Origin of the sequence: Nostoc sp. DedQUE02 (assembly GCF_034531035.1) — a bacterium.
In the GTDB taxonomy this organism is placed as follows: Bacteria; Cyanobacteriota; Cyanobacteriia; order Cyanobacteriales; family Nostocaceae; genus Nostoc.
This window is the reverse complement of sequence record NZ_JAVRBY020000001.1, coordinates 595,399-611,878: the sequence shown is the minus strand read 5'-3', so window position 1 is coordinate 611,878 and position 16,480 is coordinate 595,399. Positions and strand designations below refer to the sequence as shown.

Genomic DNA, 16,480 nt, shown 5'->3' with positions numbered 1-16,480 from the left:
ACTAAATCTGTAACAGTATTAATACTAGTGGCATTTTGCTGTATACCAAATCAGCAACAAAGAGTTTGAAGCTGCTTAGAATAGTAGTGATAGAGAGGATTATAATTATGAGCGTCGTCATTCCTAATGAAATATTAACCGCAACTCGGATGACTGAAGGCGAAATGAAGCAGGAAATTGCGGTGATGCTCTTTCAAAAAGAAAAGTTAACCCTTGCTCAAGCCAGCCAATTTGCAGGGATGAATCGTATAGCATTTCAGCATCTACTCGCAAGTCGTCAAATTTCAGTGCATTATGGGGTCGAGGATTTTGACCAAGATATAGAAAACTTGCGGGCGATGGGTAGACTGTGATCGTTGTCAGTGATACTTCACCCATTAATAACCTCGCCGCCATTAACCATCTTCATTTACTACAACAGCTTTATGGAACAGTCCTAATTCCTGAAGCTGTCTACCGAGAACTGACTGATCCTAACTTTCCAGTTGCAGGTGCAATTGAAGTCCAAACTTTTATCTGGATTCAAACTCGTCCAGTTCAAGATCGAACATTGGTTGAAGCACTCAGCAATGAACTGGATATTGGTGAAGCTGAAGCGATCGCTCTAGCACTAGAAATGAAAGCAGATCAAGTTTTGATTGATGAACGTCGTGGTCGCATGGTTGCAGCTAGGCTAAATCTTGGTTACACAGGAATTTTAGGGATTTTGGTTGAAGCTAAAAGTCAAAAGCTGATTTTTGCTGTGAAACCTTTGTTAGATGCTCTGATTAACCAAGCAGGATTCTGGGTGGCAGAACCTTTATATAAGAGGGTTTTGCAGCTTGTTGATGAAAATTAAATGCGGCATAGACTTTCTAACTGAGCAGTAGGCATTCTGAAAATTTTTACCTATTAACCATCTCTAGCAAGTGTTTGCGGTTAATTTGCCAGTGATACTTCGCCCATCAATAACTTTGCCGCCACTCTACTGAGTTTCCTTTTACTCTGATTCAAATTTCCGCCAGAAGTCTATTGACTTCTGGTAAATCTATTGAGAAGCTAATAGTTAGATTTGCTAATTAATATAAGTGCATCAAACTTGTGACAATACTGACGGGAAAAATAAATCGATCGCAACCTCCTACCGAACCAAAACCGTTGATTTTGCAAACTCAGGGACTCACACGCCGTTTTGGGAAATTCACCGCAGTTAATAACCTGAACATATCTGTGGAACAGGGCGAAGTGTTTGGACTGCTTGGCCCCAATGGCGCAGGGAAAAGTACAGTTATTAAAATGTTGACAACCTTGCTGCCTATCAGTGCTGGGAAAGCAACCTTAGCTGGCTATGACGTGGCTCGTCAATCTAATCCGGTGAGACGGGCTATCGGCTATGTCCCCCAGGCGCTGTCTGCTGATGGTAGTCTCACGGGTTACGAAAATCTCTTAATCTTCGCCAAGCTGTATGGAATACCTGCCAAAGGACGCGATCGCCGTATCTATGAAATTCTAGAATACATGGGTTTGCAAGATGCGGCGAAACGCTTGGTACGAAACTACTCTGGTGGGATGATCCGCAAGCTGGAAATTGGCATATCAGTTCTACATCAACCCCAAATTCTGTTTCTTGATGAGCCGACTGTCGGACTAGATCCCATCGCTCGAACTCAAGTATGGCAGCTTGTACTACAACTCTGTGGTGATTACGGCACAACTATATTTTTAACAACCCACTTTTTAGAAGAAGCGGATAGCTTATGTAACCGAGTAGCGATTATGCAGCAAGGTGAAGTCGTTACCACAGGTTCACCAAGGGACTTAAAAGCTTCTTTAAATAACCCAAATGCAACTTTGGATGATGTCTTTATTCACTATACAGGCGACCAGTTAACATCAGGAGTCAACTACCGTGACACAGCAAGAACCAGACGTACTGCTCAACGGTTGGGTTAAAGCACCACCCACTGTCCGAGGAAATTTGATCTCTGCAATTAAAGAGCTAGTTACAAAAACCCTGGCGATCGCAGAATTAGAAATACGTAAACTTCGCCACGATCCCACTGATTTAGTAGTTCGAGCTGTGCAACCAACCTTATGGCTCCTAATCTTTGGGCAAGTTTTCACCCGAACTCGCGCGATTCCTACGGGGAACTTACCCTATTTGGACTTTATTTCTGCTGGCATCTTGGCTCAGAGTATTTTGTTTGTGGCAATTTTTAGTGGTGGGATGACGCTAATCTGGGAGCGAGATTTAGGGATTGTCCATAAATTTTTAGCTAGTCCTACACCCCGTGTAGCGATGGTGTTGGGCAAAGGTTTAGCATGTGGGGTAAGGTGCTTATCTCAGGTAATATTCATTTACGGATTGGCATTTTTATTAGGTGTCAAACTAAATCTTTATCCTCTAGCTATTCTCCAAGTATTGCTGCTAGTCATACTGGGGGCGGGAACATTTTGTATTTTTTCATTAATTATTGGCTGTTTGGTGAAAAGCCGAGAAAGGATGACGGGTATTGGACAATTGTTAACCATGCCGTTATTTTTTGCGAGCAATGCCATCTATCCAATTTCTTTGATGCCCAGTTGGTTAAAGTTGATTTCCCATTTAAATCCGTTGACTTATCTGGTTGACGGCTTACGTAGCACCATGCTGCTGAATGGCACTAGCATCTATAGCTTTGGTCTGGATTGTACAATTCTCTTATTCACATTAATAATTTTGGCCATTCTAGGTGGAAAACTTTATCCACGGGTGGCCATGTAACTAGGAGAACAACAAGCCCATGACCTTGGATAAACCTAATCAAGGTGCAACTTCCGAAGAATGTGCCGCTAGAGTAATGGAAACAGTTCCATTAGTGATGCGGTTTATCCGAGCGGATATGCGTGCCCATAGTGCCGCTTTTTTATCCATACCTCAATTGCGATCGCTAGCATTTATCAACCGCAATCCTGGTGCTTCATTATCTGATCTGGCAGAGCATTTAGGTGTCACCTCTGCCACGGCATCAGCAACCATAGAACGCTTAGTACAACGCGACTTCGTGAAACGGATTGCTCATCCTCAAGAGCGGCGGCGGGTGCTGCTCAATTTAACTGAAGATGGAAAACACCATCTTAAGCAATCCCAAGATCAAACTCGCGCTCATATTAGCGATTTGCTCAAAGGTCTTTCAGAAGACCAAATTTCCAACATTGAAGAAGGCTTAACTCTACTAAAAAATGTCTTCGAGAAAACAGAACTCAAAGCCCCATAACTTTGAGGTTGCACAACACGATCCCTTTGCAGCCTTTAAGTTTCGAGACTATCGGCTATTTACCATCGGACGGCTGGTGCTGTTCGTGGGGTCGCAAATGCAAACTGTAGCGATTGGCTGGGAACTCTATGAGCGGACTAACTCAGCTATAGCTTTAGGTGGTGTAGGACTGGCGCAAGTCCTACCGATGATTATTCTCACCTTAATTGCCGGAGATGTTGCCGATCGCCGCGATCGTAAAGTGACCATGTTACTCTCGGTAATGTTGCTAGCCCTCTGCTCCCTAGCTTTAGGGGTGCTTTCCTATACTCAAGGGGCAATTTTTCTAATTTACGCCTGCTTAGTATTAACAGGTGTAGCGAGGGCATTCCTCAAACCTGCCAGTGATGCTTTGATGTGGCAGTTGATACCTGTCAGCGCGTTTACCAATGCAGCTACTTGGAATAGTAGTAGCTTTCAATTGGCTGCTGTTGTTGGCCCAGCCTTCGGGGGATTTGGGATTGCGCTATTGGGAAGTGCTACAGGAGTTTATGTGTTAGCAGCGATCGCAGCTTTACTGTGTTTTATTTTAACGCTAGCAATCAAACAGCAAAAAGTCATCCGCGCAACTGAGCCAATTTCATTTAAAGCACTTGCTGCTGGCGCTAAATTTGTTTGGCAGAATCAGTTGATTTTAGCAGCGATTACATTGGATATGTTTGCTGTATTGTTGGGTGGTGCGATCGCGCTCCTTCCGATTTTTGCCAAAGATATTTTACACGTGGGGCCAGTGGAATTGGGATATTTACAAGCAGCCCACTCCATCGGTGCTTTGACTATGGCCATTACACTGGCGTATTTACCACCGTTACGCAAAGCAGGCCCAGCCTTATTATGGTCAGTGGTTGGCTTTGGCGTTGTCACAATTATCTTTGGACTTTCTCGTTCCTTTTGGCTGTCTATGTTGATGCTGATCCTTGGTGGCGCACTAGATAGTATCAGCGTTGTGATCCGCCATACATTAGTTCAAATCAGAACACCGGATCATTTGCGTGGTCGAGTTGCTGCTATTAATAGCGTGTTTATTAGTGCCTCAAATGAATTAGGAGGCTTTGAATCAGGTTTGACTGCTGCTTTATTTGGCCCAGTGATTTCCGTTGTGGGCGGTGGAATTGGCACAATTGTAGTAGTGATTGCTACAGCCATGATTTGGCCGGGAATTCGCAAGTTAGGGGCTTTGCAGGAGTATAAATAAATTGAAAATGAGAGTTATTAGATGATGAAGTCATGCTCACTACCAACTCTTCCATAGATACCAAATATCTCACCTTATGCAAAAGCTACAACATTAGACCTCTTGCAAAAGTGCTTTTTGCAAGAGGTGGGAAAAGGGTAAAGGTTAAGGGGGAAAGGCAAAATACAGAATCTTTCCCTTTCCCCTTTCCCCCTTTCCCGACTTCTGCAAGAAGTCTATTGTAATTGTTATCTTTTGCTAAGGTGTGATTTTTGTTTAGCGAAACTTACATATCGTGTAATTAAAAGGTAGACAAATCCAGAGTTTTGGAATTATGTCTCAGTTAAATTTGCCCTTAAAGTTAGACAATTGGCACTAAACAATTGGGATATTACCATTAGCACAAAAATTTGGTATATCGTTTCCAGTTTGAATACCATACTTTGCAAAGTCGAAGTTATCAGCCGTTGTAATACCATTTCTTTGTGAGGCTGCGCTAAATTCTCTTGGCTTCTTTCTTTGCGTTCTTTGCGCCCTTTGCGGTTCGTTTCTTATTTAGTTTGGCGCATCTTCATACAGAATTGGTATAATACCATACTTGGCAAAGTCGAAGTTATCGGCTGTTGGAATACCATACTTGGCAAAGTCTTAGCAAAAAGTCATCGAATAAAAGCATATGTTCTACATAGCTTGTCTTTTAGAGAGCTAGTATAAATGCCTGAATTTAAACTTTTTTGGATTTTAAATTCAAAATTTAAAATCCAAAATTTAAAATTGGTTGACAATTAGCTACCCTGGCAATTCCTATTAGTATGCCAGCAAAATTAAGATCACTACAACCGCACAGTTGAGCGCAGCAGAATCACTTTACGACTATCTACTATACTGGCAACAAAACCACCATTATTTAGCTTCTGTAATGTGTTGTATGCTTCACTTTGATTAGTAGTGTAAACTGCCAGCAGGTAAGGACGTTGCCCATAAGAAACAAAACCTACATTACCTCCCACTGCTTGCTGCACACTATTTACTAGTTCTGGACGGTTGTAATAATCTACCAGCACTGCATAACCCTCTCCTAAAGCTTGAGGATTATAGCTAATTGCTTGCTGAGGTCGTAGTGGTTGTGGCTGTGACTGTGGCTGCACATCTGCCGTTGTTGTTGGTCGAGTTGTAATTATGGCAGATAAACCAACAATATTGCTGACATATCTCGCCCAACGATTGGCATCGTCAATTTTATTAAAGCCCCCTACTCGTGTCACAGTTTCGTTGAGATATTTGCAGGTGATAGTCTTAAGTTCAGGTGGTAAGGCACTACGCAACTGCTTTTGATTATTTGCTGTAGGACTGACTACTAATAAAAGATACTCACCTGTATTTGGTGGTTGACAAACGGGAATGGCTTGTTGGGCAAAGACAGAACTCATGCCACCAATCAACCCTGCGTAAGCGAAGCTCATCGTAGACATCGCTAATCCTAAAACACTTGGTAAAATCTGAAATCTATGCACAAAAGTTAGATTATGTAAATCAAGGTGTCTTAGAAGATTTTATAAGAAAAAAGATAAAAACCTCGCTACTTCAGTATGGGGATAAAAATAGTGTAAAAAATATATTTTGTTACTCAAAAATAAAATTAGGAAGCAGGGAGCAGGGAGCAGGGAGAAAACTTCTCTCCTCTGCACTCTTCTCTCTACCCCTCTGCCTCCTCCTAAGAGGATACGCTAGCCAAGGATGCCAATGCATCAGGTATTGTCTCAGAAGGAGCCTGAAATTCTCCAGTAATAACGTACTCTAAACGCAATTTTAACCAAGTAATAAATTGGGGATTTGTAGAAATAATTGCCACTGCTGGTTGGGGACACTTGGCCTTTATATCTTTAAATTGAGATGCATCTAAGAAAGCTGGTTGCTCAACCAACCAAAAATCTATTTGTTTTTCTTGTTCGTGGTAATTACGGGTACGTTCTTTGAGAACTTCCTGTATCGGTTCTTCCTGGAGAAGAAAGCGCTGACTTGCCAAAACGTAATGGTATGTTTGCATTTTCATCCTTTGGTTGCTATGTGAATAATTTTAGGGCACAGTGACTCTGTACCCTTACAAACTAACTTTTGGGGGATTTCTTGAACCAGGAACTGAACGGACAAGCACTTTTCTGGTTTTCAGATTTTGTCTGTTTACCACCAGATGTTAGCTTTTCCAAGAACAGATTATTATCGAAGTAGTGTTCTAAAGAAACAATCTTCAAGTCATCGGTAACTTTTGCAATGGTCATGCCGATAATTTCTAGCGTCTCTCCAGTCGGTGCATGGTCTTTGTATTCTCCGTTAAAATGTCCCCAATGCCGCCATTTAAATGTGACATTTGGTGGCCCGGAGAAAACTTCCAGAACTTCCCAAGGAAATCCTTGGGGAAATGTGGTGTGGAAGACTTTTGCAGATGATTCAAAGCTTTCTTCTGAAGCCTTATAATGCTCTGAATCAGCCATAAATAAATTGTAAGTACCTTGGGCTGATAAATCTGCTGCGGTGTACTCTACTCCGCCATTGGTACTGACGCGAAAGTTGTCATTCACAATAGATAACCACTCTTGCGGGTTAGCTTTGAAAGATACCTCCATCTCAAAGGTTCTTACCAAGTTTTGCACGATCGCTTCCAGTGTACCTTCAAGATGATTGTGGATACTTTCTTTAGCGAGATTCTCTTTGGAACGGGAATAATCAGGCGGTGTCTGATAGCGCCACTCGACATTAGTACTTTCTGCTATCACCTTATCCCGATCCTGTACCCAAAGTGGCAGGTTGTTAGATTGTGTTGCGCTCATAGAAGTTTTTGCTGAAGATTCGATCCCAATTTCTAGATTTCGCAGTGACAACCCCTCTAGGTTATAGGTTGCAGGTTATAGGTTACAGATTATAGGTTATCAGTTTCTTCCCCTATTCCCTATTCCCTGTCACCTGTCCCCTCTCATAGCTTGCTTCATCTCGCGGACTGCCCTTTCTATACCTACTAATGCTGCCCGACTGATGATGGTATGACCAATGTTCAGTTCTTCCATGCCTGGAAGCGCAGCCACCGGATAGACGTTCCAGTAGGTGAGTCCATGACCAGCGTTAACTCGCAATCCAGCTTGAATCGCTTGCTCACACCCTTTTGCTAATATGGCTAATTCTCGCTGGCGATTTGTTTCATCTTTAGCCTCAGCATATTGTCCGGTGTGCAATTCAATAAACTGCGCCTGTATCTTGACAGATGCTTCAATTTGTGCTGGTTCGGCATCGATAAATAAACTAACTGGAATGTTAGCGCTTTGCAATTTATCGACTATCTCACCTATTCTAGCAATTTGGAGGGCAATATCTAGTCCGCCTTCTGTTGTGACTTCTTCGCGCTTTTCGGGGACTAAAGTCACGTAATCTGGTTTGATATCGAGAGCGATCGCCAGCATTTCATCTGTAGCGGCCATTTCTAAATTAAGATGCGATCGCACTGTTTGCCGCAATATCCGCACATCCCGATCTTGGATATGTCGCCGATCTTCACGCAGATGCACCGTAATTCCATCAGCACCGGCTAATTCTGCCAGCACCGCCGCCGCTACCGGGTCTGGTTCCACCGTCCGCCGCGCTTGCCGGATAGTGGCGATGTGGTCAATGTTAACGCCAAGTGTAGGCACCCTAAGTTTCTCCCAAATCCACAGTCCTTAGAACTTGATTTTACTGGAAATAGCGGTAGTTTTGCTGAAAGAGCTACAGATAGATGACACGCGTACAATCCAATTGTTTAAAAGAAAACTGAGTTAGCAAAAGCTTATTCTTGGGCAAACTACTTTAAATAAGTAGCTGATTTCACAAGAGTTGATGAAGTATGAATACAGCAGTTGAGCCGATGGACAAGCTTTTGAACTATCAAATTAGCGAACAACTTTATGCAGGCTCTAGAACCGTAGTTTACCGTGCTATTCGAGAAGCCGATCGACTTCCGGTTGTGATTAAACTGCTCCAGCAAGAGTATCCTACCTTCAATGAACTGTTGCTGTTCCGTAATCAGTACACTATTGCTAAAAATCTTGACCTACCCGGTATTGTTCATCCCTACAGCCTGGAACCTTACCGCAATAGCTATGCTTTGGTGATGGAGGATTTTGGTGGCATTTCCCTCAGAGATTGGCTCAACCAAAAAATGGCGAGCAACCAATATACTTTGACAGAGTTTTTGGATATTGCGATCGCTCTAAGTAATATTCTTGACGGACTATACCGCCATCAGGTTATCCACAAAGATATTAAGCCTGCCAACATCCTCATCAACCCGGAAACTAAGCAAGTCAAGTTAATTGACTTTAGTATTGCCTCTCTTTTACCTAGAGAAACCCGCGAAATTCACAGTCCCAATGTCTTAGAAGGTACTCTCGCTTACCTTTCTCCAGAACAAACTGGGCGGATGAATCGTGGAATTGACTATCGCAGTGATTACTATTCCCTCGGCGTTACCTTCTATGAATTGCTGGCTGGACATCTGCCCTTTGAGTCTAACGATCCGATGGAGTTGGTTCACTGTCATATTGCAAAGCTTCCAGAGCAATTAGGAGGCAGGGGGCAGGGGGCAGCACTTCGGCTCATTTCGGCTACGCTCAATGACCAACGCTCAGTGACCGGGGGCAGGGGAGAAGAAGAAATTCCCGAAGTTCTTTATGAGATTGTGATGAAATTGATGGCGAAAAATGCTGAAGATCGCTATCAGAGTGCATTAGGGCTGAAATTTGATTTAGAAAAATGTTTGTCTCAATTACAGGAAACTGGCAGGGTTAAATCCTTTCAATTGGGTGAGCGAGATATTTGCGATCGCTTCATCATCCCAGAAAAGCTCTACGGTCGCCAAGCCGAAGTTCAAAATTTACTGGATGCCTTTGAGAGAGTCAGCCAGGGAAGCACTGAAATTATGTTGGTAGCGGGCTTCTCTGGAATTGGCAAAACTGCTGTGGTGAACGAAGTCCACAAGCCAATTGTGCGACAACGGGGTTATTTCATTAAAGGTAAATTTGACCAGTTCCAGCGCAATATCCCTTTCTCTGGCTTTGTGCAAGCCTTTCGAGACTTAATCGGGCAACTGTTAAGTGAAACTGATGTCCAATTCCAGCAGTGGAAGCGCAAAATTCTCTCTGCTTTGGGTGAACACGGACAAGTGATGATTGAGGTGATTCCAGAACTGGAAAGTATGATTGGTAAACAGCCTCCTGCACCAGAACTCTCTGGTAGTGCAGCCCAAAATCGCTTCAATTTGCTGTTTTTGAAGTTCACTCAAGTCTTCACTGCATCAGAACATCCATTAGCGATCTTTATTGACGATCTGCAATGGGCAGATGCTGCTTCTTTAAACTTAATGCACTTGTTAATGAGTGAAGCTGACATCGGCTATTTATTGTTAATTGGTGCTTATCGAGATAACGAAGTCAACCCAGTACATCCCCTGATGCTGACTTTGGAAGAGATTCAGAAGTTAGATGCTACAGTCAATACGATTACCTTATTACCTCTCGATCGGGTTTCTATCAATCATTTGGTTGCAGATACATTGAGTTGCTCTTTAGCTTTAGCCACACCTTTAACAGAATTAGTATTGAGCAAAACTCAAGGAAATCCTTTCTTCAGTACCCAGTTTCTCAAAGCGCTACATCAAGAGCAACTAATTACATTTAATTTTAATGGTGGTTATTGGGAATGTGATATTGCTCAGGTGCGATCGCTCGCTCTTACCGATGATGTAGTAGAGTTTATGGCAGTTCAGCTTCAGAAATTGTCAGCAAAAACTCAAGAAGTTTTGAAGTTAGCGGCTTGTGTAGGAAATCAATTTGATTTAGCGACGTTAGCGATCGTCTATGAAAAATCTCAAGTGGAAACAGCCGCAGACTTTTGGAAAGCTTTGCAAGATGGGTTGATTATTCCTACCAATGAAGTTTACAAGTTCTATCATGACGAGTCTGAATTGAGAATTCAAAACTCCGAATTTCAGCAACACAATTTTCCTGATTCTTGCTCTTACAGATTTCTTCATGACCGCGTTCAGCAAGCGGCCTATTCTCTTATCCCTGAATCTCAACGAAAAGCTACTCATTTCAAGATTGGGCAATTACTGTTAAACAATACATCACCTGAAGCGCTTGAAGCTAGCATTTTTGATATTGTTAATCAGCTAAATGAAGGAATTGACATAATTAATGGACAATCTCAAAAATATGAACTAGCTCAACTGAATCTAATCGCTGGTAAGAAAGCAAAAGCTTCTACTGCTTATAAAGCAGCTCTGAAATATTTTACATTGGGTAGAAGCTTGCTAATAGCAGAGACTTGGTTATCTAATTATAAAATTACGTTTGACTTATATCGAGAGTCCGCAGAATGTGAATATTTAAATGGTAATTTTCACCAAGCCGAAACATTATTTCAGATAGCGCTAACTCAAAGCCAAAATAGGTTTGAGCAAGTAGAGATTTATCGAATTCAGATGTATCTGAAAATGACTCAAGGTGAAAATATAGCAGCTAGTATTGAAGCTGGGGTAAAAGGTTTGAGCATTATGGGGATGAATCTGCTAGTCACTCCTGAAGAACAGCAAGCTGCTATCGAAACTGAACTTCAAGAATTAAAAGCTAAACTGCAAACGGTTCGCATATCAGATTTATTCGATCTGCCTGAGATGACAGATCCAGAAAAGAAGGTTTGTATGGGTATTTTAGCTGACCTTTGGGCAGCAGCTTATATGGGAGGAGATCAATATTTTACTTGCTTGGTTCCTCTATTAGCGATCAATTTATCGTTTAAATATGGCAATGCAGAAAGCTCTGGTTTTGCTTACTGTATATATGGGATGAGTCTAGCAAATCAAGGAAATTATCAAACTGCTTATGAGTTCGGTACATTAGCACTAAAACTCGATCGTCACTTTAATAGTACTCAATTTATTTTTAAGACCAATAATATCTTTGCACACACGATTAATCCCTATAATCAGCATTTGAAAACGAATTTACCACTTTCTCAGGAATCATTCCAAGTCTGTCAAGAAACTGGAAATTTGGTGTTTGGTGTTTGGGCGGTTTCGTTTTTGATTTGGGCAATGTTAATTAAAGGCGATCGCCTCTCAGATGTTTACGCGGAAACTGAAAAATATCTGAGTTATGTCCAACAGGTTAATGATGCCAATATGCTGTATGCATTTACTTTACAGAGGCAGTTCTTGTTAAATCTGCAAGATATATCTAAAAACACCGATTTATTAGGCGATCGCAACGACGAAGATATTCCATACATAGAAGTATGGAGACAGAAGAATAACTTCGATCATGGAATTAATTGGTACTGCTTTCTTAAAATTCAATTGTCGTACCTTTATGGTCGTTACACAGATGCTGTGCAAGCAGCAGAAGAAGCTGAGAAAACTCTTGGTTGTAACTCTGGTTTTTTCCCAATTATTCAGTATCATTTCTATTATCCACTCAGCTTGATAGCTCTTTATCCCAATGTGACATTAGAGAAGAAAAAGCAGTATTGGGACATTATTCGAGAGCATCAACAAATTCAGAAAAATTGGGCGAATAGTTGCCCAGACAACTTTCTACATCGATATCTCTTGTTATCTGCGGAAATAGCAAGAATTTCTGGCAAATATATGGATGCAATCGAGTCATACGATCGCGCCATTGCGAAAGCTAAAGAAAACGAATATGTCAACGAAGAAGCTCTCGCCAACGAGCTTGCAGCCAAGTTTTATTTAGAATGGGGCAAAGAACGCATTGCTCAAGAGTATTTAATTAATGCTTACTATTGCTACACCCGTTGGGATGCTAAAGCCAAAGTCGATGACCTAGAACAGCGTTATCCACAACTGCTAGCCCCAATTTTACAACAGAGGCGTTCACGAAGTGACTCTGAAAGAGTATCGCCACTCACACCCAATGACACAATCGCAAATATTGACAGCATTGCTACCTTCCACCCAAGCATTCATAAATCAGTAACATCTAGCAGCAATACATCAGTAATGCTAGATTTGGCAACAGTTTTAAAAGCCTCTCAGACTCTCTCCAGTGAAATTGAATTAGATAAATTACTTACAAAGCTGCTACAAGTAGTGATTGAAAATGCTGGAGCAGATAAGTGTGCGTTACTACTGCTTAAAGAAGATAGATTGCTAATTGAGGCGATGGCTCAAGCTGGGCAACAATCAACGGTGTTACAGTCCATTTTTGTGGAAGATAGTGCAGACGTTCCCCATAGCCTAATTTACGCCGTTAAACGCAGCCGACAACCTACCGTTATCCTTGATACAACATTACATCCGGTGCTGATAGCCGATCCCTATATTATTCATCAGCAACCTAAAAGCTTGCTGTGTACACCAATTTTATATCAAGGGAAATTGTTAGGGATTTTGTATTTAGAAAACAATTTAATGACTGGGGCGTTTACTAGCGATCGCGTCGAAATTCTCAATTTATTATGCACTCAAGCTGCAATTTCCCTAGAAAACGCTAGGCTTTATCAGCAAGCACAAGATACTTTAGAAAACCTGGGACAGACTGAACAATTTTTGCGGTTAATTATTGACAATATCCCACAATCTGTTTTCTGGAAAGACTGCAATAGTGTTTATTTAGGCTGTAATCATAAGTTTACGCAAACTTGGGGTCTAGGAGTGCCAGAAAATGTTATTGGGAAAACAGACTACAACCTTCCTTGGACTAGTGAGCAATCAGATTTTTTCGTAGCGCGCGATCGCCGCGTTATGGAATCTGGGCAACCTGAACTCAACATTATCGAAACAGTGCAGCAAGCAGATGGAAAAGAAAAGTGGTCGAATACAAATAAAATTCCCTTAAAAGATAAAGAAGGAAACGTTTTTGGCATCCTTAGCACCTCTGAAGACATCACGGAACGCCAGCAAGCACAACAATTACTACAACAACAAAAACAACAATTAGAACAAGCTTTACAAGAACTCCAAACGATGCAATTACAATTAGTGCAAGGTGAAAAAATGTCTGCACTTGGTAATTTGGTAGCAGGTGTTGCCCATGAAATCAATAATCCTGTTGGCTTCATTGCTGGTAACTTAGAACCAGCTAAAGATTATGTAAAAGATTTGTTTGGATTAATTAACCTTTATCAACAGAAGTTTCCTAATCCTGGTTTAGATATTCAAGATGAAATTGATGCCATCGACCTGAATTATTTACGCGAAGATTTACCTAAATTGCTGGACTCAATGAAATTGGGTGTTAACCGTATCCGCAGTATCAGTACCAGTTTGCGAACATTTTCTAGAGCAGATAAGGATTATAAAGTTCCCTTTGATATTCACGAAGGTATTGATAGCACTATTCTGATTCTCAGACACCGTTTAAAAGCTAATGAAAACCGTCCGGCGATTGAGGTTGTTAAAAATTATGGCAAATTACCCCTAGTGGAATGCTTTGCTGGACAACTTAATCAGGTGTTTATGAACTTGTTAGCAAATGCCATTGATGCACTTGAACAATACAATTCAGAGCATAGTCTAGAAGCTATTCTCGCTAAACCCAATTGCATCACCATTGAAACCTGTGTAGCAGATTCAGGTAAGCATGTTTTAATTAAGATTGCCGACAACGGAGTAGGAATGTCATCGGAGGTTAAACAAAAAGTATTTGACCATTTATTCACCACAAAACCAGTAGGAAAAGGCACTGGATTAGGATTAGCGATCGCTCGTCAAATTGTGGTAGAAGCACATGGAGGTTCGCTTTCCTGCACTTCAGAAGTTGGACAGGGTACAGAGTTTATCATTCAAATTGCTACTCAACAAAAATAATCAGTGCTGTTAGCGCTAGTGGGGCGTTGAGCCATTGCTAAGTGCTGAGTAAAGTAGAAATTACTCAGCACTTTTCATTTTTACTTTTTAAATTTTAACTTGGAGTAAAGCGACGATGATGCTTAAATTACGGAAAGTATGGTTGAAAATCAATCCCCAATGGTATGCTCAAAACAACAAAAATTACTACTTATTTAAATGGCGATCGCGGAACTTACTATTGTTATCAATTGTGGTGATTATGTCTATTAGCATTAGTGCCACAGCTATTACTAGTTACAATATTATTAAAGGACTGTTGCTCGATAGTCTCAAAGAGCAAGTATTATTAAAAACACACCAAGGTCAAGGTGATATTGATAACTGGTTAGCCATTCGTAAGACAGAAATTAAGTCTTTGGCAAATTCATTTGTGGTGCGATCGCTCGATTGGTCTGTAATGGAACCTTACTTGCAATCTGAATTGAAGCGGCTACAAACGTTTTTGCTCATGGGGTTGGTCACACCGGATGCGCTATTAATCAATACTCACGGAGATGATCTCAATGTTAAAGACCGAGAGTTTTTTCAACGGAGTATGGCGGGTGAAACCGTAGCAGCCGATCCAGTTATTGGACGCACAACTAAACAGCTACAGATTCAAATTAGTTCGCCGATTCCTGCCAAAACAGGCACAAAACCAGCAGGTGTTTTAATGGGAGGCATTCCGATTAACCGAGTAGTTGAGGTGATCGGCAATTTACATCAAGGCAAAGGCAGCTATGCCTTTGCGCTCAATTCTCAAGGAGTTCCCATCGCCCATCCCAACACGGAACTAATTGGTACACCCGAAAAAGCCGCTCAGAGTTTCCTCAATTCATCCAATCACAGGTTAGTTGAAATTACTCAACAAATGGTAGCTAAACTTACAAATATTGAATTTGCTCAACTGGATGGTAAGTGGAGCTATGTTGCTTATACTCCCCTCAGAGAAGCAAATTGGTCGGTAGCGTTGGTTGTGCCACAAGAAAATATTGAATCGCCATTGCAAGCGTTGAACTTGTTGGCTACGGTTTTGGGAGGATTGCTAGTAGTTGGGTTGATCGGTGCATGTCGACAGGTGCAACTATATGAAGAGATTCGCGATCGCGGCTTGATTTCCAGTCAGCAGGCGCAGCAACTCAGCAAAGCCTTGAAAGAATTGCAAAATACCCAAGCTCAACTCATCCACACCGAAAAAATGTCTAGCTTGGGACAAATGGTTGCTGGAGTGGCACACGAAATCAATAATCCGGCTAATTTTATTCATGCCAACCTCAACCATGCAAGTGTTTACAGCCAAGATATCCTCGATTTGCTTAAGCTTTATCAACAAACCTACCCAAATCCTACCCCCGAAATTAGCGATCGCGCCCAAGAGCTTGATATTGAGTTTCTAGCAGAAGATTTACCCAAACTTATGACATCAATGCAAGTTGGAACCAAGCGCATTCGTGAAATTGTACTATCATTGCGTAACTTCTCGCGCCTTGATGAAGCAGACATGAAATTTGTAGATATTCATGAAGGATTAGACAACACTTTGATGATTCTAAACCGTCGGATCACAGCTACACCCAATCTACCAGAAATTCAAATTGTTAAGAAATACGGTGATTTACCCCTAGTAGAATGCTACGCAGGTCAACTTAATCAGGTGTTTATGAATGTTCTAGTAAATGCGATTGATGCATTAGAAGAAGCTAGTAAAAAACGGAGTTCTGAGTATCTTAAAACTAACCCTAATCATATTAAAATCCAAACCCAAATTGAAAAATCAAGTAATTACGCGATCATTCAAATTTATGATAATGGCATTGGGATGTTTGAGGATGTTAAGCAACGCGTATTTGACCACATGTTTACGACCAAACCTGTGGGCAAAGGAATCGGATTAGGAATGGCGATCGCTTATCAAATCGTTGTAGATAAACACGCAGGAACTATTGAAGTTGATTCTACCCCAGAATGCGGCACAGAGTTTACTATTCGTATTCCTTTAACAAGTAAAAATTAAAAATTGCTGACAAAATTTAAACAGCTAAAGATTATGTCAATGAGTTATTTTGGCTAATTTATACACTCCTCGTCAGAGACGATATACTTTAAGAAAGTTGATTTGTATTAATCTGCTACATCCAATCATGACTACATCAACTC

General features: G+C 41.3%; 12 protein-coding genes. 8 read left to right on the top strand and 4 right to left on the bottom strand.

Annotated features, from left to right (window positions below; translation table 11 throughout):
* The first annotated feature begins 107 nt into the window (after window positions 1–107).
* The 6 genes from RMX98_RS02450 to RMX98_RS02425 all read left to right on the top strand — a co-directional run bounded on the left by RMX98_RS02450 (window position 108) and on the right by RMX98_RS02425 (window position 4,470).
* Window positions 108–353, top strand: coding sequence for a UPF0175 family protein (locus tag RMX98_RS02450; RefSeq protein ID WP_322679271.1), 246 nt, complete (start codon window positions 108–110; stop codon window positions 351–353).
* Window positions 350–838 (top strand): DUF3368 domain-containing protein, encoded by a 489-nt coding sequence (locus RMX98_RS02445; protein WP_322679272.1) that lies wholly within the window; start codon window positions 350–352, stop codon window positions 836–838. Before RMX98_RS02450 ends, RMX98_RS02445 begins: the two co-directional genes overlap by 4 nt.
* Window positions 839–1,080: 242 nt before the next feature.
* Window positions 1,081–1,932: an ABC transporter ATP-binding protein gene (locus RMX98_RS02440; RefSeq protein ID WP_322679273.1), complete on the top strand. Its 852-nt coding sequence runs from the start codon at window positions 1,081–1,083 to the stop codon at window positions 1,930–1,932.
* Window positions 1,889–2,743, top strand: a complete 855-nt coding sequence (locus RMX98_RS02435) for an ABC transporter permease (protein ID WP_322679274.1) — start codon at window positions 1,889–1,891, stop codon at window positions 2,741–2,743. The genes RMX98_RS02440 and RMX98_RS02435 overlap by 44 nt, the downstream gene beginning before the upstream one ends.
* 19 nt (window positions 2,744–2,762) lie before the next feature.
* Entirely contained in the window at window positions 2,763–3,236 is a 474-nt protein-coding gene (locus tag RMX98_RS02430; protein WP_100902601.1) for a MarR family winged helix-turn-helix transcriptional regulator, read from the top strand.
* Complete coding sequence (locus RMX98_RS02425) at window positions 3,202–4,470, top strand: MFS transporter (protein WP_322679275.1); 1,269 nt, start codon at window positions 3,202–3,204, stop codon at window positions 4,468–4,470. The genes RMX98_RS02430 and RMX98_RS02425 overlap by 35 nt, the downstream gene beginning before the upstream one ends.
* A gap of 812 nt (window positions 4,471–5,282) precedes the next feature.
* On the opposite strand, the gene RMX98_RS02420 is transcribed toward RMX98_RS02425, so the two are convergent.
* From RMX98_RS02420 to RMX98_RS02405, 4 genes are all read right to left on the bottom strand, one after another.
* On the bottom strand, window positions 5,283–5,921 hold the full coding sequence (locus RMX98_RS02420; RefSeq protein WP_322679276.1) for a hypothetical protein: 639 nt from the start codon (window positions 5,919–5,921) through the stop codon (window positions 5,283–5,285).
* A gap of 242 nt (window positions 5,922–6,163) precedes the next feature.
* On the bottom strand, window positions 6,164–6,496 hold the full coding sequence (locus tag RMX98_RS02415) for an MgPME-cyclase complex family protein (protein WP_322679309.1): 333 nt from the start codon (window positions 6,494–6,496) through the stop codon (window positions 6,164–6,166).
* Between the two features lie 61 nt (window positions 6,497–6,557).
* Window positions 6,558–7,277: a SnoaL-like polyketide cyclase gene (locus RMX98_RS02410; RefSeq protein ID WP_322679277.1), complete on the bottom strand. Its 720-nt coding sequence runs from the start codon at window positions 7,275–7,277 to the stop codon at window positions 6,558–6,560.
* 129 nt (window positions 7,278–7,406) lie between these two features.
* A complete protein-coding gene (locus RMX98_RS02405) occupies window positions 7,407–8,129 on the bottom strand; it encodes a pyridoxine 5'-phosphate synthase (RefSeq protein ID WP_322679278.1) in 723 nt (240 codons plus the stop codon).
* A gap of 191 nt (window positions 8,130–8,320) precedes the next feature.
* Between RMX98_RS02405 and RMX98_RS02400 the strand changes: the two genes are divergently transcribed.
* The gene (locus RMX98_RS02400) at window positions 8,321–14,302 is read left to right on the top strand and encodes an AAA family ATPase (RefSeq protein ID WP_322679279.1); all 5,982 of its coding nucleotides are present in this window, start codon (window positions 8,321–8,323) and stop codon (window positions 14,300–14,302) included.
* A 115-nt stretch (window positions 14,303–14,417) separates the two neighbouring features.
* Window positions 14,418–16,337: an ATP-binding protein gene (locus RMX98_RS02395; RefSeq protein ID WP_322679280.1), complete on the top strand. Its 1,920-nt coding sequence runs from the start codon at window positions 14,418–14,420 to the stop codon at window positions 16,335–16,337.
* Window positions 16,338–16,480: the final 143 nt, after the last annotated feature.

Excerpts from the sequence above, each read along its gene's own strand:
- RMX98_RS02450 (WP_322679271.1), top strand. The coding sequence starts at position 108 with ATGAGCGTCGTCATTCCTAATGAAATATTAACCGCAACTCGGATGACT.
- RMX98_RS02430 (WP_100902601.1), top strand. The coding sequence starts at position 2,763 with ATGACCTTGGATAAACCTAATCAAGGTGCAACTTCCGAAGAATGTGCC.
- RMX98_RS02425 (WP_322679275.1), top strand. The coding sequence starts at position 3,202 with ATGTCTTCGAGAAAACAGAACTCAAAGCCCCATAACTTTGAGGTTGCA.
- RMX98_RS02420 (WP_322679276.1), bottom strand. The coding sequence starts at position 5,921 with ATGTCTACGATGAGCTTCGCTTACGCAGGGTTGATTGGTGGCATGAGT.
- RMX98_RS02415 (WP_322679309.1), bottom strand. The coding sequence starts at position 6,496 with ATGCAAACATACCATTACGTTTTGGCAAGTCAGCGCTTTCTTCTCCAG.
- RMX98_RS02410 (WP_322679277.1), bottom strand. The coding sequence starts at position 7,277 with ATGAGCGCAACACAATCTAACAACCTGCCACTTTGGGTACAGGATCGG.
- RMX98_RS02400 (WP_322679279.1), top strand. The coding sequence starts at position 8,321 with ATGAATACAGCAGTTGAGCCGATGGACAAGCTTTTGAACTATCAAATT.
- RMX98_RS02395 (WP_322679280.1), top strand. The coding sequence starts at position 14,418 with ATGATGCTTAAATTACGGAAAGTATGGTTGAAAATCAATCCCCAATGG.